Raw genomic sequence first — 22,872 nt, 5'->3', positions numbered from 1 at the left:
TGGACGGCGCTGCGCTCAAACTGAGCCGAGCACGCCTTCGACCAGGTAGTTCATCTTCTCGAGCTCGAGGTCGGTCTGCTTGAGGACCTTGCCCGCGGGCACCACCACCGCGCCCTTGTTGTCCTTGATGCCGTCCTTGAAGATGTCGAAGGTGCCCGCGATCATCTTGGCCTTGATGTCGTCGGCCTGCTTCTTCGCGGCGTCCGGGACCATGGGGCCGTAGGCCGACATCTTCACGTAGCCTTCCTTGAGGCCGCCGCGCAGGAAGTTGGGATGCGGCTTGCCGGTCTGCGCGGCCTCGATCGCGGTCTTGTAGGCGGTGAGCCAGTTCCACTCGGCGCCCGTGAGGTAGGCATTCGGCGCGAGCTTGGCCTGGCTCGCGTGGTAGCCGCAGACCATCTTGCCGCGCTTGGCGGCCGTCTCGACCACCACCTTGGGGCCGTCCACGTGCATGGTGAACACGTCGCAGCCCTGGTCGGCCAGGCTGTTGGTGGCCTCGGCCTCCTTCACGGCCATCGACCAGTCGCCCGTGAAGATCACGCTGCAGGTGATGTTCGGCTTGACCGAGCGCGCACCGAGCGTGAAGGCGTTGATGTTGCGCAGCACCTGCGGGATCGGCTTGGCCGCGACGAAGGCGATCTTGTTGCTCTTCGTCATGTGGGCGGCGATCACGCCGTTGAGGAACTGGCACTCGTCGATGTAGCCGAAGAAGCTGCCGACGTTCTTCGGATGCTTGCCCTCGGTCCAGAGGCCGCCGCAGTGCGAGAAGCGCACGTCGGGGTTCTTGGGCGCGACGGCCAGGATGTGCGGATCGAAGTAGCCGAAGGAGGTCGGGAACAGCAGCTTGGCGCCGTCCTGCGCGATCATGCCCGACATGGTCTTCTGCACGGCCGCGGTCTCGGGCACGTTCTCCTCTTCCACCAGCTTGATGCCGGGCAGCTTCCTGATCTCGGCCGCGGCCTGCGCGTGCGCCTGGTTGTAGCCGTAGTCGTCGCGCGCGCCGACGTAGATCACGCCGACGGTGAGCGGCTTGGCCTGCGCGCGAGCGAAGGGGCTCAGCGCACCGAGGGTGCCGGCCGCGCCGAGGGCGGCCAGGGTCTTGAGGGAATCGCGGCGATTGGGTTGGCTCGTCATGCTGTGCTTTCGGGAGGGTGGAGGTGGGGGTGCAAGAAATGGGCCCTGCGTCGGAACGTGTTCTCAGGCGCCGAGCAGGCTCACGTGCGCGGCGACCACGCGCCAGCCATCGGCCGTGCGCATCCAGGTCTGGCTCTGGCGGCCGGTGCGTTCGCTGCCTTCGCGGCGGAACTCGCAGTTGGCGGTCGCGAAGTCGCGGCCGTAGGTGGTGACGACGACGCGCAGCAGCTCGCGCGCGAGCCCCTGCGCGGGGCGCGATGCGCGAAAGGCCTGGATTTCTTCGTAGCCGTAGAGGTTCTCGGTCGCGCCGTAGCGCAGCGTGGTCGGGCTGTTCCAGAACAGTTCGTCGAGCACCTCGACCTCGTTGTTCACCAGCGCGTGCTCGTAGCGCGCGAACACGGCCTCGACTTCGGCGAGCACGTCGGGCAGGTTGATCTCGGGAGTGGTCATGAAGCGGGGTGTCCGTCGGTCGTCAAAGGGTGGCCACGGGCGCGCGCGCCACGCCCGCGTCCTCGAGCGCCGCGGCCACGCGCAGCGCGAGGTCTTCGCGCCAGGGCGCGGCGATCAGCTGCACGCCGATCGGCAGCCGCGCATGCGCGCCCCACACCGGCACGCTGCACACCGGCAGGCCGATGCACGAGATCGGCTGGGTGAGCAGCCCCATGTTGGGCCGCACCGGCAGGCTCTGGCCGTTGATCTCGAAGCGCTCGGCGCCCACAGGCGTGGCGGCGCTCGGCGTGGCGGGCGCGAGCAGCACGTCGAAGCGGCCGAACACGCGCGCCACCGCCTCGGCATAGACGCGGCGCACGCGCTGGGCGCGCGCGATCCAGGCGGCGGGCAGCAGCGCGCCCGCGAGGAAGCGGTCGCGCGACAGCGGCTCGAAGTCGTGCGCGCGGCGGCGCAGGTCGTCGAGGTGCAGCGCCGCGCCTTCGGCGTTGGTGATCAGGAAGGCGGCCGCGCGGCCGGCCTCGACCAGCGGCAGCTCGACGCTGGCGTGCGCGGCCAGCGCATCGGCCACGCGGTCGACCGCGGCGTTGGCCTCGGCGCCCGCATTGGCACGGAAGTAGCCGCCGAGCACGCCGATGCGCAAACCCTGCGTGCCGCGCACCAGCAGCGGCGCCACCGGTTCGACCGCGCGCTGCGTGCAGCCGGGGTCGCGCCGGCCGGCGGGATCCTCCGGCCCCTGCATCGCGTCGTAGGCCAGCGCGAGATCGCGCGCCGAGCGTGCGAAGGGCCCGAGGTGGTCGAGGCTGGAGACGAAGGGATAGCTGCCGCTGCGCGGCAGCCGGCCGAAGGTGGGCTTGAGGCCGAACACGCCGCACAGCGAGGCCGGCACGCGGATCGAGCCGTTGGTGTCCGAGCCCAGCGTGAGCGCGACCTGCCCCGCGGCCACGGCCGCGCCCGAGCCGCCCGAGGAACCGCCCGCGATGCACGAGAGGTCGTGCGGATTGCGCGTCGGGCCCTCGTGGCTGTTCTCGGTGGTGAAGCCGTAGGCGTACTCGTCCATGTTGAGCGCGCCGACCAGCACCGCGCCCGCGCGCTCGAGCCGGCGCACCAGCAGCGCGTCGGCATTCGCGGGCGCGGCCTCGCGCTCGATCTTCGAGCCGGCCAGCGTGGCGATGCCCGCGATGTCGAACAGGTTCTTGACCGCGAAGGGCACGCCGAGCAGCGGCAGTTCGCGCGTGCGCTCGGCCGTGGCCGAAGCCAGCGAGGCATCGACCTGCGCGGCGCGGCGCAGCGCGCGTTCGCGCAGCACGGCGGTGAAGGCGTTGACGCGGCCGTCGGTGGCCTCGATGCGCGCGAGGCTGGCTTCGGCCAGCGCGCTGGCGCTGACCTCGCCGCGGCGCACCGCCTCGACCATGGCGCTCGCGTCCCTGGCGATCAGGCTGGCGGCGTTCATCGGCCGGCCTCCGAAGGCGCGACCGGAACGAATTGCACCGCCGCCTCGTCGTGCACCGACAGCGGCACCGCCTCGACGGTGGCCGCGAAGCCGGCCGCGAGCGCGAAGTAGCGCAGCACGCCCTCGCGGTGCGCGGGCGAGAGCGGGAGGCCGAGCGCGGCCGCGGCCGCGTCGACGTGGCGTTCGATCTGTTCGGGGGTCATCGCGTCGTCTCCTCTCAACGGCGCACTTCGCGCTGGAAGATGTCGAGGCTGAGCTTCTTCATCGCGACGAAGCTCTCGGTGCTCAGCGTCTCGACCGTGCGCGGGCGCGCATCGCCATAGCGCAGGATCTCGGCCACCTTGGTCGGGCGCTTGGTCAGCAGCAGCACCTCGTCGGCCAGGTACACCGCCTCCTCGAGGTCGTGCGAGACCAGCAACATGGTGGTGCCGGTCTGCATGAACACCTCCTGCAGCTTCTCGCGGATGAACAGCGTCATCTCGAAGTCGAGCGCCGAGAAGGGCTCGTCGAGGAACAGCACCTCGGGGTTCGGCGCGAGCGCGCGCATGATCGACGCGGTCTGCTGCTGGCCGCCCGAGAGCTCGTAGGGAAAGCGCTTGAGGTCGAACTTGACGTCGAAGGAAGCGACCAGCTCCTCCATGCGGCGATCGACCTCGGCCTTGCTGCGGCCTTCCAGCTTCAGCGGATACGCGATGTTGTCGATGGTGCGCATCCACGGGAACATCGCCTCGCGGTAGTTCTGGAACACGTAGCCGATCTTGGTGTCCTTGCGCTGTTTCCCGTCGAACAGGATCTCGCCGCTGTCGATGGGGATCAGCCCCGCGATCATGTTGATCAGCGTGGACTTGCCGCAGCCGTTGGGACCGAACACCGAGACGATGCGGTGCTTGGGGATGTCGAGGTCGAAGTTCTCGTACAGCGGCCAGCCCGCGAAGTACTTGGTGAGGCCGCGGATCGTGATGTGGGTGCCGGCCGGGCCGGGCTTGAACACCGGCTTGGGCACGTCGGCATACACCGGGCCGTTGACGACGATGTCGGGCGTGGCTTTCATCGGCCGCTCCAGTGAACGATGCGGCGCTCGGCCACGAGGAAGAGGATGTTGAGCACGTAGCCCAGCGCGCCGGCCGCGAGGATGGCGGCATACATGCTCTTGACGTTGAGCACCTGCTGCGCGTCGATGATGCGGTGGCCCAGGCCGTTGTCGGAGCCGATGAACATCTCGGCCACGATCACGATCACCAGCGCCATCGAGACCGCCGAGCGCAGGCCCACGAAGCTGGGCTGCAGGCTCTCCCACACCAGCACGTCCTTGAAGATCTGCCAGCGCGAGGCGCCCATCACGCGCGCCGCCATCACGCGCTGCTTGCGCGCGTTGATGACGCCGTAGGCGCTGTTGAACACCACGATCAGCAGCGCGCCGAAGGCCGCGATCGCCACCTTGTTGATGTCGGACACGCCGAAGATCAGCAGGAACAGCGGGATCAGCGCCGACGAGGGCGTGGAGCGGAAGAAGTCGATCAGGAACTCGACGCTGCGGTAGGCGCGTTCGTTGCTGCCCAGCAGCACGCCCAGCGGCATGCCGACGACGGCGGCGATCGCGAAGGCCTGCACGGTGCGCCACACGGTGACGGCGAAGTCGAGCAGCAGCGGCCCGCCGGCCAGGCCGGTGATGAGCGCGGCCACGGTGTCGGCCGGCGAGGGCAGCAGGATCGGCTTGATGAAGCCGAGCCGCACCACCAGGTCCCAGACGATGAACAGGACGACCGGCCCGATGGCCGGCAGCCAGCGCTCCCAGGCGGGCGCCTTCGGTGCCGCGGAGGCGGTGGCGTTGCCCGCGGGCGGCGCCCACGGGGAGGCGGTGGTGCTGCTGTCGACCATGGCGTCAGGCCTTGTAGAGCAGGCCGTCCACCAGGACCTTCTTCTCGAAGATCCCCTTCTCGGTGAACAGGTCGTAGAACTTCTGGAAGTAGGCGACGTCGCTGGGCTTGAACTCGTTGTAGAGCATGTACGAGGCCAGCGGCACCTCGGCCGTGAGCTTGCCCTCGATGGCGGTGTAGCCCTTCATGTACTGGCGCGCCTCGTCGGGCTGGCTGCGCACCAGCTCGACGCCGCGCGCATAGGCGGCGATGTACTTCTTCGCGGCGTCGGGGTTCTTCTTGAGGAACTCGGTCGTGAGGCTGGCGGCGCCGCCATGCCAGGGCGCCATCGGGTCGCCGAGGATGTAGCGCGCGACCACGCCGGCCTCGAGCACGCGCGTGGTGCCGTTCATGCGGCCCACGGTGCCCGTGGGCTCGAGCGTGTAGCAGGCATCGACCTGCCCCGCCACCAGCGCGGCCACGTGCTGGCCGATCGGCAGCTCGCTGACCGACACGCCCTTGGCGCCCGCGCGCTCGAGCATGGTCTTGCACAGCGTGACGTTCTGGATGCCCGGGCCCGAGGCCACCTTCTTGCCCGCGAGCTCGGCCATGGCCTTGATCGGGCTGTCCTTGGCGACGATGAACTCGTCGAGCACGAACTTCGCGTTGCTCGGGTTGGTGCAGAAGATCTTGAACAGGCCCGGCTGCGCGATCTCGCCGATCGCGAGGTTGGCCGAGCCGGTGCCGTTGGCGCTGCCGTCGCAGCGGCCCGCGAGCATGGCTTCCATCACCTGCTGCGCGCCCGCGAACTTCTGCGGTTCCACGTCGAGCCCCGCTTCCTTGAAGAATCCGCGCTCGACCGCCGCGAAGAAGGGCAGGCCCGCGGCCACCGGCCAGAAGCCGACGCGGATCTTCGGTGCCGCCTGGGCGCGCACGATCGCCGGCGCGGCGAGCACCGCGAGGCCGGCGGCGCCGGCCTGCAGCACCTGTCGGCGCGAGGCGGTGGAAGGAAGGTCGGAGATGGACATGGAAGACTCCTCGGTCGGGGTTCGAAGACAACAGGGATTCAGGCGGCGCGGCTCGCGAGATAGGCGCGCCAGCCGCCATGGCGCGTGACCTCTTCGGCGCCGGCCAGCGCATGGCCCTCGCAGATGAAGCCGTGCACCCAGCGGCCGTCGGCCAGCTCGACGCTGCCCAGGCCCAGCGGCGCGGGGATCAGCGCGAGGAAGCCGCCGACCTCGGCCAGCGGCAGGTCCCACACCTCGAGCGCGATCGCGGCGCCGCCCTCGGCGCTGCGCTGCAGGCCGGGCTTGGGCGGCACGGTGCCGGGCAGCGCGTACAGGCGGTAGCGCGGCGCGGTCTGGATCGCTTCGCGCAGCACGGCGCCGCGCTCGGTGAGCTGGCCGTTGAGCGGCATGCCGCTGAGGTGTGCGCCGACCACCGCGATCGGCAGCGTCGCGGCCGGCACTGGTGCGAGGCCACGGATCGGCCGCGGCGCGGGCAGCGGCTCGCCGGTCGCGCCCTGCGCGAGGCCGGTGGCATGGTGGTAGCGCTGGCCCAGCTCGGCCAGCGCGAGGTCGCTGCCGCAGCGGCCGATCAGCGTGATGCCGAAGGGCAGGCCGTCGGACCGCAGGCTGCTGGGCACCGAGAGCGCGGCGTAGTCGAGCAGGTTGACGAAGTTGGTGTAGGCGCCGAGGTTGCGATTGAGCGCCACCGGGTCGGCGCGCATCGCGTCGCGCGTGTAGTGCGTGGGCGCGGTGGGCACCAGCAGCACATCGATGTCGCGCCACATCGGCTCGGCCTGCTGCGCGAGCGCGCGCAGCCGGGTCTGGGCCTCGAACACGTCGGCCGCGTTGTAGCCGCGGCCCTGCGCGAGGATGCCGCGCACGGGCTCGACCACCTCGGCCTCGTGGCGGTCGAAGAAGGCGCGCACCGCGGCATAGCGCTCGGCCACCAGCGCGCTGTCGTAGAGCAGCGCGGCGGCCTCGGCCAGCGGCGCGAAGGGCACGGTGACGGCCGTGCCGCCCAGCGCCTCGAGGCGGCGGCGCGCATCGGCGAAGGCGGCCTCGGCGAGCGTGTCGCCGAAGAAGGCGAGGCGGTCGGGCACGCCGAAGCGGAAGGCGGCGGGGAAGGGTTCGACATCGAGCGCGATGTCGCGCGAATAGGGATCGCGCGCATCGAAGCCGAGCGCGGCCTGCAGCACCTCGGCCGCGAGCGCGACGGTGCGCGCGAAGATCGAGACGCAGTCGACGCTCTGCGCGGCCGGCACCACGCCGGCGGTGCTCAGCAGCCCGCGCGAGGGCTTGAGGCCGACGATGTTGTTGAGGCCCGCGGGCACGCGGCCCGAGCCGGCCGTGTCGGTGCCGAGCGCGAAGTCGGCCTCGCCGGTGGCGACCACGCGCGCCGAGCCCGAACTCGAGCCGCCGGACACGTAGCGTGCATCGAAGGCATTGCCGACCTCGCCATAGGGCGAGCGCGTGCCGTTGAGGCCGCAGGCGAACTGGTCGAGGTTGGTCTTGCCGAGCAGCGACGCACCGGCGTCGAGCAGCCGCTGCACCACGGCCGCATGGGCGGCCGGCAGGCGCTCGAAGGCCGGGCAGGCGGCGGTGGTGGGCACGCCGGCGACGTCGATGTTGTCCTTGACGGCGAAGCGCAGGCCCGCGAGCGGGGCGGGGGTGGCGGTGGAAGCGGGCGTGGCTTCCCGCGTGTCGTCGTTCTCGCGCGTCAGCGGCTGCGCGAAACGCAGGATCCACGCTGCGGCGGCCGGGTCTTTCTCGTCATGCACCATGATCAGGCATCCAAACTTGTGTACAAGTCGAGATGCAAGCGGCGTGCCAGCGCGCACGGGCCGCTGCCGACGCGCCTACGGCATCAGCTGCTCAGGTATTTATGTATGGCTCCCTCCCCCGCTGGGGGAGGGTTGGGGTGGGGGCACCGGGCCTTGCAACAGCGCAGACCGCATCCACCGCCCGGAGCCCCCATCCCGGCCTTCCCCCAGAGGGGGAAGGAGGAAGACAGGGCGCTCAGCTCTTCTTGGCGTCCCGGTACAGGTTCTCCACCTTCGGCAGATTCGCCTGCAGCTTCGCGATCCGGTCCGGCCCGCTCGGGTGGGTGGAGAGGAAGCTCAGCCCGCCCTGGTTCTTCGAGGCCGTGGCCATCTTGTTCCACAGCGAGACCGAGGCCTTCGGGTCGTAGCCGGCGCGCGCCGCGAGCTCCAGGCCGACGAGATCGGCCTCGGTCTCGTCGCCGCGGCTGAACTTGAGCGTGAGCAGCTGGGTGCCCGCGCGCGCGGCGAGGTCGCCGACCTGCCCCAGGCCGAGCAGCTGCGCACCGATCGAGAGCGCGGCGCCGGTGCCCGCGCTCTTGGCCATGCGGGCGCGCGCATGCTCGCGCAGCGCATGGGCCATCTCGTGGCCCATCACCATCGCGACCTCGTCGTCGGTGAGCTTGAGCTGGTCGAGGATGCCGGTGAAGAAGGCGATCTTGCCGCCCGGCAGGCAGAAGGCGTTGATCTGCTTGCTGCCGATCAGGTTGACCTCCCACTTCCATTGCCGCGCGCGGCTGTTCCAGGGCGTGGCGAAAGGGATCAGCCGGTTGGCGATGGCGCGCAGCCGCTGCAGCTGCGGATTGCCGTCGCCCGCGAGCGCGTTCTTGGCGCGCGCCTGCTCCAGCAGCTCGCCGTACTGCTGGCCGCCCGCGGCCTCGATGCGGTCGGCCGGCACGAGGTTGCGCGCGACCGAGGCATTGCCGACGTCGACCTGCGCGAGCGCCGGCCCGCTCAATGCCGCGCCGGCCGCGGCCAGCAGGAAGGCGCGCCGCGGCTGCCAGGGGGAAGCGGCGGAGCCGACTGGAACGGAGCGATCGCAGCGTGTGCACATATGGGGCCGGATGATAGGAACAAATGAAGACGCCTTGGTGGATGACCCGGCGGCCGGCAGGCGCGGCGCTCATGGACAATCGCCCCCACATGTCTTCCGTCCCGCCCGCCGAATCCACCGCCGCCGGTTCGCCGCCCTGGCGCGACGCCCTGAAGGTCTACCTCGAACCCGCCACCTTGCGCATGCTGGCGCTGGGCTTCTCGGCCGGGCTGCCGCTGCTGCTGGTGCTGGGCACGCTGAGCTTCCGGCTGCGCGAGGCCGGCATCGACCGCGCCACCATCGGCTACCTGAGCTGGGTCGGCCTGGCCTACGGCTTCAAATGGGTCTGGGCGCCGCTGGTCGACCGGCTGCCGCTGCCGCCGCTGACCACGCTGCTCGGGCGCCGGCGCGGCTGGCTGCTGCTGGCGCAGGGGATGGTGATCGCGGGGCTGGTCGGCATGGCGGTCAACGATCCGCGCCAGGGGCTCACGCCGATGATCTGGTGCGCGCTGCTGGTGGCCTTCGGCTCGGCCACGCAGGACATCGCGCTCGACGCCTTCCGTATCGAGTCGGCCGAAACCCGCAAGCAGGCGGCGCTGGCCGCGGCCTACCAGACCGGCTACCGGCTCGCGATGATCTGGGCCGGGGCGGGGGTGCTGTGGGTGGCCAACGTCGCCGAAGGCCCGGTGGCCGACTCCGTCGCCGCCAGTTGCCGGGCCGCCAGCGGCGCGGTGGCCGGCACCATCGCCCAGGCCGCCAGTGCCGCCGGCACGTATGCGCAGGGCGCCTGGCGCACCGCCTATCTGGTCATGGCCGGATCGATGGCCATCGGCGTGCTGACGGTGCTGTTTTCGCCCGAACCCGTGCGGCGCGAGTTGCCCAGGGCGCGAGGCGCCGCCGAATGGCTTCGCAGCGCGCTGATCGAACCCTTTGCCGACTTCATCCGCCGCTACCGCTGGCACGCGGCGCTGATCCTGGCGCTGATCGCCGTCTACCGGATCAGCGACGTAGTCATGGGCATCATGGCCAACCCGTTTTACGTCGACATGTGCTTCACCAAGAACGAAGTGGCGACGATCAGCAAGTCCTTCGGCGTCGCCATGACGCTGGTGGGTGCCTTCATCGGCGGGGTGCTGTCGATGCGCCTGGGCGTGATGCGGGTGCTGATGCTTGGCGCGGTGCTCAGCGCCGCCAGCAACCTGCTCTATGCCTGGCTGGCAACGCGCGGGCACGACACCACGGCGCTGATCGCCGTGGTCTCGGCCGACAACCTCGCGGGCGGCATCGCATCGGCGGCCTTCATCGCCTACCTCTCGAGCCTCACCAACATCAGCTACTCGGCCACGCAGTACGCGCTGTTCAGCTCGCTGATGCTGCTGCTGCCGAAGTTCATCGCCGGCTACTCGGGCGTGTTCGTCGACGCCTACGGCTACAGCACCTTCTTCTATGCGACCGCCCTGCTCGGCGTGCCGGTGCTGGTGCTGGTGGCGCTGGCCTCGCGCACGCTGGCCGTGGGTCCGGACAGCGGGAAATCCTGACCCGGCCCCATAGGAAACCGCCGACACGGCCCCACCCCCGCAACTGGTAGGCTTTGCGCTGCTTTCCCCAGACCCGACCACAAGAACTACTCCTCCAACCGCGTCACCGCCCAGCCACGCCCACACCGTGCCCGCCCGCATTCCCCCCCTCCAGATCAGCGCCTACACGGCCACCTCGGCCGTCGGCGTCGGCAAGGAGCCGCTTGCCGAAGCGCTCGAACATTCGCGCAGCGGCCTGCGCGCCAACGACTTCGGCCCCGCGCCGCTGCCGACCTGGATCGGCCGCGTCGACGGCCTCGAAGAGATCCGCCTGCCCAACGCCCTCGCGCACTGGGACTGCCGCAACAACCGGCTGGCCTGGCTCGGCCTGCAGGCCGACGGCTTCCTCAAGGCCGTGGCCGCGGCGCGCCGGCGCCATGGCGCGGCGCGCATCGCGCTGATCCTCGGCACCTCGACCTCGAGCATCGGTGAGGCCGAGCTTGCTTATACCCAACTCGACGCCAGCGGCGCCTTTCCGCCCGCACAGCGACGCCCCAAGGTGCACACGCCGCATTCGCTCGCGATGTTCGTGCAGGAAGTGCTGGGCCTCGAGGGGCCGAGCGAGACCATCTCCACCGCCTGCTCGTCGAGCGCCAAGGTGTTCGCCTCGGCCGAGCGGCTGATCCGCCTGGGCCTGGTCGACGCGGCCGTGGTCGGCGGCGTCGACACGCTGTGCGGCAGCGTGCTGTTCGGCTTCAACTCGCTCGAGCTGGTGTCGGGCGGGCCCTGCCGGCCCTTCGATCCGGACCGCGACGGCATCAGCCTGGGCGAGGCCGCGGGCTTCGCGCTGCTCGAGCGCGCCGACGCCGCTTCCGCCACCGGGCTGCAACTGCTGGGCTACGGCGAGGCCAGCGACGCGCACCACATGTCGACGCCGCATCCCGAGGGCCTGGGCGCCGAGCGCGCGCTCGACGAGGCACTGGCGCGCGCCGGCCTCGCGCCCGAGGCGATCGACTACATCAACATGCACGGCACCGCGAGCCAGAAGAATGACGAGGTCGAGGGCGCGCTGGTGGCGCGGCGCTTCCCGGCGCGCACGCATGCGAGCTCGACCAAGGGCTTCACGGGCCACACGCTGGGCGCCGCGGGCATCGTCGAGGCGGTGATCAGCCTGCTGGCGATCGAGCGCGGCCTGATGCCGGGCACGGTCAACTCGGCCGCGCTGGACCCGGGCTTCGGCCCGCAGATCCGGCTCGCGCCGGCGCGCGGCGAGGTGCGCTACGCGCTCTCCAATTCCTTCGGCTTCGGCGGCAACAACTGCGCACTGGTGTTCGGCAAGGCGATGGGCGCATGAGCACGACACCGACGATCTACATCGAGGGGCCCGCCTTCTGGGCCCCCACCCTGCCCGGCTGGGAGGCCGCGCGCGCGGCCTTCCGCGGCGAGGGCGCGCTCACCGATCCGCCCGCGAAGCGCCCGGCGCCGCAGGTGCTGGCCCCGGCCGAGCGCCGCCGCGCGCCCGACACCGTGGCGCTGGCGCTCGAGGTGGCGGCCGCCGCCATCGCCGGCTCGGGCCGGCAGGCCGCCGACCTGCCCTGCGTGTTCGTCTCGGCGCACGGCGACCTGTCGATCAACGACTACATGTGCAGCACGCTCGCCACCGATCCGTCGGTGCTGTCGCCCACGCGCTTCCACAACTCGGTGCACAACGCCGCCGTGGGCTACTGGACCATCGGCACCGGCTGCATGGCCGCGAGCAATTCGATCTCGGCCTACGACAGCAGCTTCGGCGCGGCCCTGCTCGAGGCCGCGGCGCAGTGCGCGGCCGACCGCGAGGCGGTGCTGCTGGTGGGCTACGACGCGCCCGCCTCCGGCCCGCTGGCGGCCGTGACGGGCAGCCAGGGCCAGCTCGCGCTGGCGCTGGTGCTGGCGCCCGAGCCCACCGAACGCACGGTGGCGGCGCTCGACTGGTCGCTGGCCAGCGACGGCGCGGCCGGAACGGCGCCCACGTCCGACGCGGCGAAAACGCTCGCGCAGGTCAACCCGATGGCGCAGGCGCTCGGGCTGTTCGAGGCGCTGGCGCGGCTCGACGGCCGCACCGATGCGCCGGTGACGCTGCCGCTGTCCCCCACCCTCTCGCTGAGACTGCTGCTGCGGCCCGGCGGGCACTGACGGAAAACCCCCGAATGAAGCCGACCGCCCCTCGTTACGACGCAGTGATCATGGGTGGCGGTCTGGCAGGGCTCACGCTCGCGCTGCAGCTGCGCCAGCGCTTCGACGACCTCTCGGTGCTGGTGCTCGAGCGCCGCGCGCACCCGGTGCCGCATGCGGCGCACAAGGTGGGCGAATCGTCGGTCGAGATCGGCGCCCACTACTTCGACACCGTGCTGGGCCTGAAGCCGCACTTCCACAACGAGCAGCTGCGCAAGTTCGGCTTCCGCTTCTTCTTCAGCGAGGGCCGGCGCGACATCGACGGCGTGACCGAGATCGGCGCCAGCCGCTACCTGTCGGTGCCCAGCTACCAGATCGATCGCGGCATCCTCGAGAACTACCTCGCGCAGGAGGCCGCGCGCCACGGCGTGCACTTCGCGGACGACGCCTTCGTGCGCCGCATCGAGCTGGCCGAGGACGGCGCCACCCACCACCGGCTGCAATGGACCCAGGGCGGCGAAACCCGCGACACCGAGGCGCGCTGGCTGATCGACGCCTGCGGGCGCGCCGGCCTGCTCAAGCGCAAGCTGGGGCTGGCGCAGCCCAACGACCACGACGTGAACGCCGTGTGGTTCCGCATCGGCGAGCGCATCACCATCGATCACTGGAGCGACGACGAGGCCTGGCGCGCGCGCTGCGATCCGCAGGCGCGGTGGCTGTCGACCAACCACCTGGTGGGCGCGGGCTACTGGGTGTGGCTGATCCCGCTGGCCTCGGGCTCGCACTCGGTGGGCATCGTGGCCGACCAGAAGCTGCATCCGCTGGCCACCATCGACAGCTTCGACAAGGCCATGGCCTGGTTCGCGACCTACCAGCCGCGGCTTTACGAGGCGCTCGACGGCAAGCGCCACCTGCTGCAGGACTTCGCGTTCCTGCGCCACTTCTCGTACGGCTGCAAGCAGGTGTTCTCGGACCGGCGCTGGGCGCTGACCGGCGAGGCCGGCCTGTTCCTCGACCCCTTCTATTCGCCGGGCAGCGACTTCATCGCGATCGGCAACACCTACATCACCGACCTGATCGCGCACGACCGGCGCGGCCGCTCGATCGAGGCGCGCGCGCAGCTCTACGACCAGATCTACCACTCGTTCTACGAGAGCACGCTGGCGCTCTACCAGGACCAGTACCCGCTGTTCGGCGATCCCGAGGTGCTGCCGGTGAAGGTGATCTGGGACTACGCCTACTACTGGGGCGTGCTGTCGCAGATCTTCTTCCAGGGCCGGCTCACCGACCTGGCGCTGCTGGGCAGCGTGCGCGACGAGCTGCAGCACTGCCAGCGCCTCAACCTCGCGGTGCAGGCGCTGCTGCGCGCCTGGTCGGGCGCGAGCGAGAAGCGCAACCGCGCGGCGATGCTCGACCAGGCCGCGATGCCGTGGTTCGCCGAGCTCAACCGCAGCCTCAACGACCGGCTCGACGACGCGGCCTTCAAGGCGCGCATCCGGGCCTCGACCGCGCAGCTGCGCCGGCTGGCCGGCGAGATCCTGGCGCGGGCGCGCGACTGCGATCCGGCGCTCGAGGCTGTCGCGCTCGAGGCCCTGCTCGCGCAGCCCGAATACCGCGGCGCGGAGCGGCTTTCGGCCGCTGCGCAGGACGACGGCGCTATGCTTTTCGCAGTGCCGGCCGGTTGACACCGCGGCACCAGGTTTACCCAACTTTACGGAGCGTTCAAGCCAGCTTGCTCCCGGTGGAACACCATGAAGCGCATGAGCACCCCCCAACTCCTGATGATCGAAGACGACCAGCGCCTGGCGCAGATGGTCGGCGAATACCTCACCCAGTCGGGCTTCGGCTTCAACCATGCCGGCGACGGCGCCAGCGGCCTCGAGCAGCTGCAGCAGCACGCGCCCGACCTCGTCATCCTCGACCTGATGCTGCCCGACACCGACGGCCTCGAGGTCTGCCGCCGCATCCGCGCGCTGCCGGGCGCGATCTCCAAGGTGTCGGTGCTGATGCTGACCGCCAAGGGCGACCCGATGGACCGCATCATCGGCCTGGAGATCGGCGCCGACGACTACCTGCCCAAGCCCTTCGAGCCGCGCGAGCTGCTGGCGCGCATCCGCGCCGTGCTGCGCCGCCGCGGCGAGAGCAGCACCGAGGCCGAGGCCGCGTCGATGATGCGTTTCGGCACGCTCGAGATCGACCGCAACGCGCGCACCGTCTCGGTAGCCGGCCAGGTGGCCGACCTCACCTCCTACCAGTTCGACCTGCTGGTCGCGATGGCCGAGCGCGCGGGCCGGGTGCTGACGCGCGATCAGATCATGGAAGCCGTGCGTGGCCGCGAGCTCGAGGCCTTCGACCGCTCGATCGACGTGCACATGGGCCGCATCCGCGCGGCGATCGAGGTCGACGCGAAGAATCCGAAGCGCATCCTCACGGTCCGCGGCGTGGGCTACGTGTTCGCCAAGCAGCAGGACTGAACGGCCGACGGGTGATTTCCGTCCCGCTCGTGGCACCTCTCCAGAAAAGGCGGCCGGCCCCGGCCGCCGCACTCCCCTCCTCCCCATGATCAATCTGTACTCCCGCCACCTCTACGTGCGCATCTGGCTCGCGGTGGTCGGCGGCGTGGTGATCCTCACGCTGATGGCCAACTGGATCGTGCGCGTGGCGGCCGAGGCCGAGCGCGAACGGCTCGCGCCGGTGCCGCGCGAGGTGGTGGTGCTCGACGCGCAGGACAAGCAGATCGGCGCCGGCAAGGCATTGCGCGTGCCGGGCCAGGGGCTGGAATTCGACGTGACGCTCAGCGACGGCAAGGAGATCACGCTGCGCGTGGCGCCGCGCGAGCGCGCCACCGGCACCAGCGGCTTCGCGCCCTGGCGCACGCCCTTCGGCCTGGGCTGGATGATCGCGCTGGTCGGCGTGGCGGTGGCGCTCGGCGTCTATCCGATCGTGCGCCGGCTCACCAAGCGGCTCGAGACGCTGCAGCGCGGCGTGCAGCGCTGGGGCGAGGGCGATCTGTCGGTGCGCGTCACCGAGGAAGGGCAGGACGAAGTGGCCGATCTCTCCAAGCGCTTCAATGCATCGGCGGTGCGCATCGAACAGCTGGTGCGCTCGCACAAGTCGCTGCTGGCGAATGCCTCGCACGAGCTGCGCTCGCCGCTGACCCGCATCCGCATGAGCCTGGAGCTCATGGGCGACCAGCCGAGCCCCGCGGCGCGCGCCGAGATCTCGCGCAACATCGCCGAGCTCGATCAGCTGATCGACGAGATCCTGCTGGCCAGCCGGCTCGACGCCAGCGAGGCCGACATGGGCACCATCGAGGCGGTCGACCTGACCGGCCTGGCCGCCGAGGAATGCGCGCGCGTCGACGCCGAGCTCGACCTGGTGGAAGGCACCGACAACGCGGCGCTGACCGTGCCGGGCGTCTCGCGGCTGCTGCGCCGCGTGATCCGCAACCTGCTCGAGAACGCGCGCCGCTACGGCGCCGGCGAGATCTCGGTCGAGCTCGGCAGCGCCGACGGCCAGGCCACGGTGCGCGTGAACGACCGCGGCCCGGGCGTGCCGGCCGCGCTGCGCGAGCGCATCTTCGAGCCCTTCTACCGGCTGCCGGGCGCGAGCGAGCGCAACGGCGGCGTCGGCCTCGGGCTGGCGCTGGTCAAGTCGATCACCGAGCGCCATGGCGGCACGGTGCGCTGCGAGGACCGGCCCGGCGGCGGCGCGAGCTTCGTGATCCGGCTGCCGCGCGGCTGAGGCACGGCGCGGCCAAGCCCCGCGCGCCCCGGGGTGAAGTCAGGTTGCGCCGGAATGCGGCCCCCTAGAATTCGCGCCCTATGCAGAGATCGCACATCGTCCGGCCCGCGGCCATGTTCTGGGGGCTCGCGGTGTACATGCCGGTCGGCGTCACCTACCTCTCGGCCCTGCTGCTGCTGGTCGCCCTGCTGGTCGCGGGCAGCGGCCGCGAACGCATCGCGCGGCTGCGCGCCAATCCGCTGTGGTGGCCGGTCGTGGCCTATGTGGCCTGGACCCTGATCGTGCTGGCCATCCGGCCGCACTACCCCGAGACCCCTTCGAACCTGGTGCACGGGCTGCGCATCGCGGCCACGCTGCTGATGGCGATGGCGCTCGCGCGCGACGAGGCGATGTGGGCGCTGCGCGGCTTCCTGCTGATCTCGGCGCTCAACCTGCTGCTGGTGGTGGTGTTCTACGCGGTCGGCGGCTTCCACATCTGGGCGCCGCTGCGCGGCGTGGTGATGGAGGTCGGCAACAAGTCGATCAGCAACGCGCTGCTGTTCAGCGTGGTGGCATCGACGGCGGCGGTCTGGGGCCTGTCGCAGATCGCGGCGCACCGGCCGCTGCGCGCGCTGCCGGCCTTCGCGCTGGTGCTGCTGCTGATGGCGGTGGTGGCGCTGCCGCTGACCTCGCGCACCTCGGTGCTGGCGTTGCTGCTGGTGCTGCCGCTGGTCTGCATCCACCAGTGGCGCAGCCACCTGAAGGCGCTGTCGGCGGCGCTGATCGTGGGCGCCGTGGTGCTGGGTGCGGGCCTCTACCAGCTGCCGCAGCTGCAGCAGAAGGTCGAGGTCGGCATCCAGGAGATCGAGAAGGCGCAGGCCGGCGAGATCTTCCACGGCAGCATGGTCATCCGCTACTTCATGTACCGCGACACCGGCCGCATGATCGCCGACCGGCCGCTCACCGGCTGGGGCATCGGCGGCTGGACCGAGCAGTGGCACCAGCGCGGCCCCGCGCTGTTCGCCGACTCGAACATGCCGCACAACGACTTCCTCTGGATGGGCGCGCAGGGCGGCCTGCCTGGGCTGCTGAGCCTGCTCGCGATCATGGTCGCGGCCGTCTGGCAGGCCTGGAAGCGGCCCGACATCGCGGGTCGCTATGCGCTGGCCGCGACCCTGATCGCGCTGATCGCCTCCTGCGTGAACTCGGCGCTGCGCGACGCGCAGATCGGGCTGGCGCTGCTGTGGATCGCGATGGTCTACCTGCGGCTGGCGCAGGAGCGGCAGGACCCCGAGCCCTGGCGCGACCTCTGGCCGGGCCGGCGGATCGGCAGCGAATCCGAGGCCTCGAAGCGCGCGGCGGCGCCGGGCTGACCCGCAATCTCGTACTAGACGACTGGTCTAATCGGCGCTAGAGTCCGGCGCCATGACTGCCGTCGCCACGCCTCCCGACGTTCGCCGCCACATCCTCGACGTGGCGCATCCGCTGTTGCTGCGCAAGGGCTTCACGGCCGTCGGGCTGGCCGAGGTGCTGAGCCTGGCCAAGGTGCCGAAGGGCTCGTTCTATCACTACTTCGGCTCGAAGGAGTCCTTCGGCGAGGCGGTGCTCGAGGCCTACTTCAGCGACTACCTCGCGCGCACCGACGCCCTGCTGGCCGAGTCGGGCACGGGCGCGCAGCAGCTGGTCGCCTACTTCCAGGACTGGCTCGACTCGCAGACCGGCGACGACGCCCAGAGCCGCTGCCTCGTGGTGAAGCTCGGCGCCGAGGTCTGCGACCTGTCCGAGACCATGCGCGCGGCGCTGGACCGCGGCATCCGCCAGATCACCGACCGGCTCGCACACTGCATCGAGACCGGCCGCGCCGATGGCTCGCTGCCCGCCGCCGAAGCCGGCGATCCCGCACAGACCCAGGCGGTCTCGCTCTACCAGAGCTGGCTCGGCGCCAGCCTGCTCGCGAAGATCGCGCGTGACCGCGCACCGCTCGACCGCACCATGGCCGGCACGCGGCAGGCGCTCGGTCTGGCCCCCGTTCCCACCCCGGTCGGCTGAGAGGCGGGACGACGGATGTCGCTCCCGCCTTTTTTGCGGCCCTTTTCTAGACGACCGGTCTAATTACCTGCCAGGTCATCGCCCTTCCACCACCCAGGAGCCCCTGTCCATGCCCCAAAGCGACACCGTCAACCGCCGCCTCGTCCTCGCCGCTCGCCCGCGCGGACTGCCGACGCCCGCGCACTTCCGCCTCGAGGAGGGCGCCGTGCCCGCGCCCGCCGAAGGCCAGGTGCTGCTGCGCACGCTGTACCTCTCGCTCGACCCGTACATGCGCCAGCTGATGGACGAGGTCGCGCCGATCTACGCGGCCTCGGTGCCGCTGGGCCAGCCGATGGTGGGCGGCACGGTCAACCGCGTCGTGGCCTCGAGGCATCCACGGTTCCGCGCCGGCGAACTCGTGCTCGGCAACGCGGGCTGGCAGGACTACGCGCTGTCCGACGGCCAGGACCTGATGCCGCTGGGCGACATGGCGCGCCCCTCGCTCGCGCTCGGCGCGCTCGGCATGCCGGCCTTCACCGCCCACGTCGGCCTGCTCGACATCGGCCAGCCCAGGCCCGGCGAGACCGTGGTCGTGGCCGCGGCCACCGGCGCGGTCGGCGCGATGGTCGGACAGATCGCCCGCTTGAAGGGCGCGCGCGTGGTCGGCATCGCGGGCGGCGCGGACAAGTGCCGCCACGCGGTCGAGGTGCTGGGCTTCGACGCCTGCCTCGACCGCCACGATCCCTCACTGGCCGAGCGCCTCGCCGCGGCCTGCCCCAAGGGCATCGACGTCTATTTCGAGAACGTCGGCGGACCGGTGTTCGACGCGGTCCTGCCGCTGCTCAACATCGGCGCGCGCGTGCCGGTCTGCGGCCACATCGCCGACTACAACGCCGACGGCGAAACCCAGGGGACGAACCGCCTGCCGCTGCTGATGGCCTCGCTGCTGCAGAAGCGCATCCGCATGCAGGGCTTCGTCATCCTCGACCACTACGGCGAGCGCTTCGAGGCCTTCCGCCGCGAGATGGGCGACTGGATCGAACGCGGCGAGGTCCGGCCGATGGAAGACGTCGTCGAGGGCCTGGAGAGCGCGCCGGCCGGCTTCATCGGCCTGCTGCAGGGGCGCAACTTCGGCAAGCGCGTGGTGCGCGTGGCCGACGAGACCTAGTTCGAGAACAGCGCCCTGATGCGCGCGTCGTGCGCCTCGATGTTCGGCGCGTGCGCCGGAGCTAGCGTGCGCAGGAAGGCCGCGTTGGCCTGCGCCTGCGCATCCAGCTGCGCATCGTGCGTCTCGGCCGCGCGCTCGATCGCGGCGGCCGCCTCGAAGACCTCGAACTCGGGGTAGTAGTAGCCCACCTCGCGCAGGAACGGCGAGTTGTGCACCAGCGCGTAGTTGCCGTAGAGCGCCTCGTACAGCAGGTAGTTGAGGCCGTTCTCCCACTGGTGCGACACCACGATGTCGGTGTGATGCGCGGCCCATTCGACGAAAGGCGCGCGCGGGTCGGCCGTGGCCTTGCCGTCCTGCACCATCCGCAGCCCCAGCGCGATGTGCTTGAAGGCCGTGTTCTCCTTCTTGTCGAAGGTGTTCGTCATGTAGACGTGCTGCACGAGCTCGGGCCGCCGCACATGGCATTCGTTGGCCGCCAGCATCGGGATCAGCGAGCTCTTGACCACGTTGAGGTTCGGCTCGAAGAAGGCGATGCGCTTGGCCCGGCCCTGGTTGCGGTAGCCGAAGCGTGCCTTGAGCTCGGCATTGGCCGCGAGGCTCTGCTCGAGGAAGTACGGCGACCACACGTGCGGCAGCACATGCACCGGCGCGCGGTACACGGCCTCGAAGTAGCTCTTGCAGGTGTGGGCGTGCTGCGGGTTGGTCCAGAGCTCGTCGAACTGCACGCGGTGCGGGTTCGGCAGCCAGGGATTGGCCTGGAAGTTGATGGTCTCGACCGCCACCACGTAGTCGTTGCCGAAGCGGTAGGACACGCAGTGCCCGCCGCGCTGGCGCACCGCCTCGACGTGCGTCGGGTGCACCAGCGCATTCATCTCGATCAGCAGGTCGGTCTGGTGGACCACCGTCGAGAGCGGCCGCAGCGCGCCGGCCAGTTCGCCGAGCATCATGCCCTCGGCATAGGCGGCGACGCCGTCGCCGTGCACCAGCCAGACCTCGCCCACCAGCGGCGAGCGCTTCAGCAGCATGTAGAGGTACACGCAGTGCTGGTTGGCGCCGTTGAACCAGATCGATTGCCGTGCATCGGCCCGGATCTCCATCGTGATCGCGACGTTGATCTTCATGGATGTTCCGGGCCTCCCCCGGTCTCTTTTTCTAAGGTTGCGTCAGTGCCGCGCCGACACCACCTCGCCGGCCTTGAGCCGGTAGGTGGTGCCGCAGTACGGGCACTTGGCCTCGCCGGTGCGCGCCACGTCCAGGTAGACCTTGGGGTGGCTGTTCCAGAGCTTCATGTCGGCCTTGGGGCTGGGGCAGAACACGCCGCCCTGGTGGTTGAGCTCCTTCGCGAGGAGTTCGACGACTGCAGTGGTGGACATGTTCTTCAGACCTTCGTGAGCCAGTGGGCGTACTTGGGATTCTTGCCGTTCACGATGTCGAAGAAGGCCGCCTGGATCTTCTCGGTCACCGGGCCGCGCGCGCCGCCATCGCCGCGGTTGCCGATCTCGACGCGGTCGAGTTCGCGGATCGGCGTGACTTCGGCCGCGGTGCCGGTGAAGAAGGCTTCGTCGGCGATGTAGACCTCGTCGCGCGTGATGCGCTTTTGCACCAGCTCGATGCCGAGGTCCTTGCACACGTGCAGGATGGTGTTGCGCGTGATGCCGTTGAGCGCGCCGGCCGACAGGTCGGGCGTGTAGACCACGCCGTTCTTGACCACGAACACGTTCTCGCCCGCGCCTTCGGACACGAAGCCGCTCGCGTCGAGCAGCAGCGCCTCGTCGTAGCCGTCGTCCAGCGCTTCCATGTTGGCGAGGATCGAGTTGGTGTAGTTGCTGACCGTCTTGGCCTGCGTCATCGTGATGTTGACGTGGTGGCGCGTGTAGCTCGAGGTCTTCACGCGGATGCCGCGGCGCATGCCTTCCTCGCCGAGGTAGGCACCCCAGGACCAGGCCGCGACCATGGCGTGGATCTTGTTGCCCTTGGGGCTCACGCCGAGCTTCTCGGAGCCGATCCAGATCAGCGGGCGCAGGTAGCAGCTCTCGAGCTTGTTCTCGCGCACGACCTGCTTCTGGGCCTCGTTGAGCTGTTCCTGCGTGAACGGGATCTTCATGCGCAGGATCTTGGCGCTGTTGAACAGGCGCTCGGTGTGCTCGGCCAGGCGGAAGATCGCCGTGCCGCCGTCGGCCGTCTTGTAGGCGCGCACGCCCTCGAAGGCGCCGCAGCCGTAGTGCAGCGTGTGGCTCAGCACGTGGATCTTGGCGTCGCGCCAGTCCACGAGTTCGCCATCCATCCAGATCTTGCCGTCACGGTCGTCGAGCGAGGGGGGGATCGAGCTCATTTCCTGATTCCTTTGGGAGCTTTTGCAGAAAGCCTTCAGCGGGGGGAGGCTGTGGGGTGCGGCCTGAAGGCCGCCAAAGCCGCCGATTTTACGGCGCCGTGCCGCTCTTGCCTGACCGGCGCCCCGGGCCATGCACCGCCGGTGGCGCGAACCGGCCCGACGCCGCGACAATGGCCGGTTCCGCCAAACAAGCGATTGAAGGGAAAGATTCTCCGTGTCCGTATTCAAGAACGTCATCGTCTACCGCATCGAGCCCGGCTGGTCGCAAACGCTGGCCGAGGCCGAGGAAGGCCTGGGCAAGCAGCGCTTCGAGCCCTGCGGCGCCTCGCAGGAGAAGTCGGCCGGCTGGGTCGAGCCGCGCGGCGAGGCCCACGGCCCGCTGGTGGAATCCATCGACGGCCAGTGGTTGCTCGAGTACATGATCGAGAGCAAGTCGGTGCCGGGCTCGGTGGTGCGCCGCAAGCTCGACGAGCGCTGCGCGCAGATCGAGGCCACCACCGGCCGCAAGCCCGGCAAGAAGGAAAAGAAGGACCTCAAGGAGGACATCACGCACGAGCTGCTGCCGATGGCCTTCACGCGCACCGCGCGCGTCACGGTCTGGGTCGACCAGGCCGAGCGCCGGCTGGTGGTCAACAGCTCCAACGCGGCGCGCGCCGACGAGGTGGTCAGCAGCCTGGTGCAGAACTTCACGGGCTTCGGCACGATGCAGCTCAACACCCAGATCGAGCCGGCCGCCGCCATGTCCGAATGGCTGGCCTCGCAGGAGCCGCCCGCGGGCTTCACCATCGACCGCGAGTGCGAGCTCAAGGCCACCGACGAATCGAAGGCCGTGGTGCGCTATGCCAAGCACCCGCTCGACATCGACGAGGTCAAGCAGCACATCGCCGACGGCAAGCGCCCGACCCGCCTCGCGCTGACCTGGGACGACCGCGTGTCCTTCGAGCTCACGCACGGCCTGCAGATCCGCAAGATCGTGTTCCTCGAGGGCACCGACGAAGGCGCCGGCGGCGGCAAGAAGGAAGACAACTTCGATGCCGACGTGGCGATCGCCACCGGCGAGCTGGGCCAGCTGGTGCCGGCGCTGCTCGACGCGCTCGGCGGCGAGGCGGCGTTCACCGCGGCGCCGGCCGAGGAAGCGCCGAAGGCCGCCGCCAGCGCGACGGCCGTGACCACCGCCGAAGAGGAAGACGCGCCGTTCTGAGCCGG

22 protein-coding genes are annotated in these 22,872 nt (G+C 70.5%); 10 read left to right on the top strand and 12 right to left on the bottom strand.

The features are described from left to right. Nucleotides 1–15: 15 nt before the first annotated feature. From R0232_RS01695 to R0232_RS01655, 9 genes are all read right to left on the bottom strand, one after another. Nucleotides 16–1,134, bottom strand: coding sequence for a BMP family ABC transporter substrate-binding protein (locus R0232_RS01695; protein WP_203203766.1), 1,119 nt, complete (start codon nt 1,132–1,134; stop codon nt 16–18). 63 nt (nt 1,135–1,197) lie between these two features. Continuing rightward, nucleotides 1,198–1,584: an oxalurate catabolism protein HpxZ gene (gene hpxZ, locus R0232_RS01690; RefSeq protein WP_431511056.1), complete on the bottom strand. Its 387-nt coding sequence runs from the start codon at nt 1,582–1,584 to the stop codon at nt 1,198–1,200. 22 nt (nt 1,585–1,606) lie between these two features. Continuing rightward, nucleotides 1,607–3,034 (bottom strand): AtzE family amidohydrolase, encoded by a 1,428-nt coding sequence (locus tag R0232_RS01685; RefSeq protein ID WP_431511055.1) that lies wholly within the window; start codon nt 3,032–3,034, stop codon nt 1,607–1,609. Further along, a complete protein-coding gene (locus R0232_RS01680; protein WP_431511054.1) occupies nt 3,031–3,237 on the bottom strand; it encodes a DUF4089 domain-containing protein in 207 nt (68 codons plus the stop codon). Before R0232_RS01680 ends, R0232_RS01685 begins: the two co-directional genes overlap by 4 nt. Before the next feature lie 14 nt (nt 3,238–3,251). Then, nucleotides 3,252–4,085 (bottom strand): ABC transporter ATP-binding protein, encoded by an 834-nt coding sequence (locus tag R0232_RS01675; protein ID WP_203203762.1) that lies wholly within the window; start codon nt 4,083–4,085, stop codon nt 3,252–3,254. Next, nucleotides 4,082–4,912: an ABC transporter permease gene (locus R0232_RS01670; RefSeq protein WP_431511053.1), complete on the bottom strand. Its 831-nt coding sequence runs from the start codon at nt 4,910–4,912 to the stop codon at nt 4,082–4,084. Before R0232_RS01670 ends, R0232_RS01675 begins: the two co-directional genes overlap by 4 nt. A gap of 4 nt (nt 4,913–4,916) precedes the next feature. Next, entirely contained in the window at nt 4,917–5,918 is a 1,002-nt protein-coding gene (locus R0232_RS01665; RefSeq protein ID WP_208508769.1) for an ABC transporter substrate-binding protein, read from the bottom strand. Between the two features lie 38 nt (nt 5,919–5,956). Continuing rightward, nucleotides 5,957–7,678: an allophanate hydrolase gene (gene atzF / locus R0232_RS01660; RefSeq protein WP_431511052.1), complete on the bottom strand. Its 1,722-nt coding sequence runs from the start codon at nt 7,676–7,678 to the stop codon at nt 5,957–5,959. 235 nt (nt 7,679–7,913) lie between these two features. Beyond that, a complete protein-coding gene (locus R0232_RS01655) occupies nt 7,914–8,768 on the bottom strand; it encodes a M48 family metallopeptidase (protein ID WP_431511051.1) in 855 nt (284 codons plus the stop codon). A 71-nt stretch (nt 8,769–8,839) separates the two neighbouring features. On the opposite strand from R0232_RS01655, the gene R0232_RS01650 reads away from it, so the two are divergent. The 9 genes from R0232_RS01650 (at nt 8,840) to R0232_RS01610 (ending at nt 19,334) form a co-directional block, all read left to right on the top strand. Beyond that, nucleotides 8,840–10,285: an AmpG family muropeptide MFS transporter gene (locus tag R0232_RS01650; protein ID WP_431511050.1), complete on the top strand. Its 1,446-nt coding sequence runs from the start codon at nt 8,840–8,842 to the stop codon at nt 10,283–10,285. Between the two features lie 127 nt (nt 10,286–10,412). Continuing rightward, the gene (locus R0232_RS01645; protein ID WP_431511049.1) at nt 10,413–11,618 is read left to right on the top strand and encodes a beta-ketoacyl-[acyl-carrier-protein] synthase family protein; all 1,206 of its coding nucleotides are present in this window, start codon (nt 10,413–10,415) and stop codon (nt 11,616–11,618) included. Beyond that, the gene (locus tag R0232_RS01640) at nt 11,615–12,436 is read left to right on the top strand and encodes a beta-ketoacyl synthase chain length factor (RefSeq protein WP_398496570.1); all 822 of its coding nucleotides are present in this window, start codon (nt 11,615–11,617) and stop codon (nt 12,434–12,436) included. The genes R0232_RS01645 and R0232_RS01640 overlap by 4 nt, the downstream gene beginning before the upstream one ends. Before the next feature lie 14 nt (nt 12,437–12,450). After that, a complete protein-coding gene (locus R0232_RS01635) occupies nt 12,451–14,100 on the top strand; it encodes an NAD(P)/FAD-dependent oxidoreductase (RefSeq protein WP_431511048.1) in 1,650 nt (549 codons plus the stop codon). A gap of 66 nt (nt 14,101–14,166) precedes the next feature. Continuing rightward, entirely contained in the window at nt 14,167–14,889 is a 723-nt protein-coding gene (locus R0232_RS01630; RefSeq protein WP_093344026.1) for a response regulator transcription factor, read from the top strand. Nucleotides 14,890–14,974: 85 nt separating this feature from the next. Next, a complete protein-coding gene (locus R0232_RS01625) occupies nt 14,975–16,159 on the top strand; it encodes an ATP-binding protein (RefSeq protein WP_395349371.1) in 1,185 nt (394 codons plus the stop codon). Between the two features lie 80 nt (nt 16,160–16,239). After that, nucleotides 16,240–17,511 (top strand): O-antigen ligase family protein, encoded by a 1,272-nt coding sequence (locus R0232_RS01620; protein WP_296774607.1) that lies wholly within the window; start codon nt 16,240–16,242, stop codon nt 17,509–17,511. Between the two features lie 52 nt (nt 17,512–17,563). Further along, nucleotides 17,564–18,187 (top strand): TetR/AcrR family transcriptional regulator, encoded by a 624-nt coding sequence (locus R0232_RS01615; RefSeq protein ID WP_431511047.1) that lies wholly within the window; start codon nt 17,564–17,566, stop codon nt 18,185–18,187. A 109-nt stretch (nt 18,188–18,296) separates the two neighbouring features. Next, nucleotides 18,297–19,334: an NADP-dependent oxidoreductase gene (locus tag R0232_RS01610; protein ID WP_431511046.1), complete on the top strand. Its 1,038-nt coding sequence runs from the start codon at nt 18,297–18,299 to the stop codon at nt 19,332–19,334. On the opposite strand, the gene R0232_RS01605 is transcribed toward R0232_RS01610, so the two are convergent. From R0232_RS01605 to R0232_RS01595, 3 genes are read right to left on the bottom strand one after another with little or no spacing between them, the layout of a single operon-like run. Continuing rightward, nucleotides 19,331–20,455: a DUF2827 family protein gene (locus R0232_RS01605; protein ID WP_431511045.1), complete on the bottom strand. Its 1,125-nt coding sequence runs from the start codon at nt 20,453–20,455 to the stop codon at nt 19,331–19,333. The genes R0232_RS01610 and R0232_RS01605 overlap by 4 nt on opposite strands. A gap of 42 nt (nt 20,456–20,497) precedes the next feature. Next, nucleotides 20,498–20,707, bottom strand: a complete 210-nt coding sequence (locus R0232_RS01600) for a zinc-finger domain-containing protein (protein WP_208513281.1) — start codon at nt 20,705–20,707, stop codon at nt 20,498–20,500. 5 nt (nt 20,708–20,712) lie between these two features. Next, on the bottom strand, nt 20,713–21,666 hold the full coding sequence (locus tag R0232_RS01595) for a branched-chain amino acid transaminase (protein ID WP_093344017.1): 954 nt from the start codon (nt 21,664–21,666) through the stop codon (nt 20,713–20,715). A 214-nt stretch (nt 21,667–21,880) separates the two neighbouring features. Between R0232_RS01595 and R0232_RS01590 the strand changes: the two genes are divergently transcribed. Further along, nucleotides 21,881–22,867: a recombination-associated protein RdgC gene (locus R0232_RS01590; RefSeq protein WP_296774595.1), complete on the top strand. Its 987-nt coding sequence runs from the start codon at nt 21,881–21,883 to the stop codon at nt 22,865–22,867. Nucleotides 22,868–22,872: the final 5 nt, after the last annotated feature.

The organism is Variovorax sp. DAIF25 (assembly GCF_050711835.1).
In the GTDB taxonomy this organism is placed as follows: Bacteria; Pseudomonadota; Gammaproteobacteria; order Burkholderiales; family Burkholderiaceae_C; genus Variovorax.
Note: the sequence above shows the minus strand (reverse complement) of the source record. Positions and strands in the feature narration are given on the sequence as shown.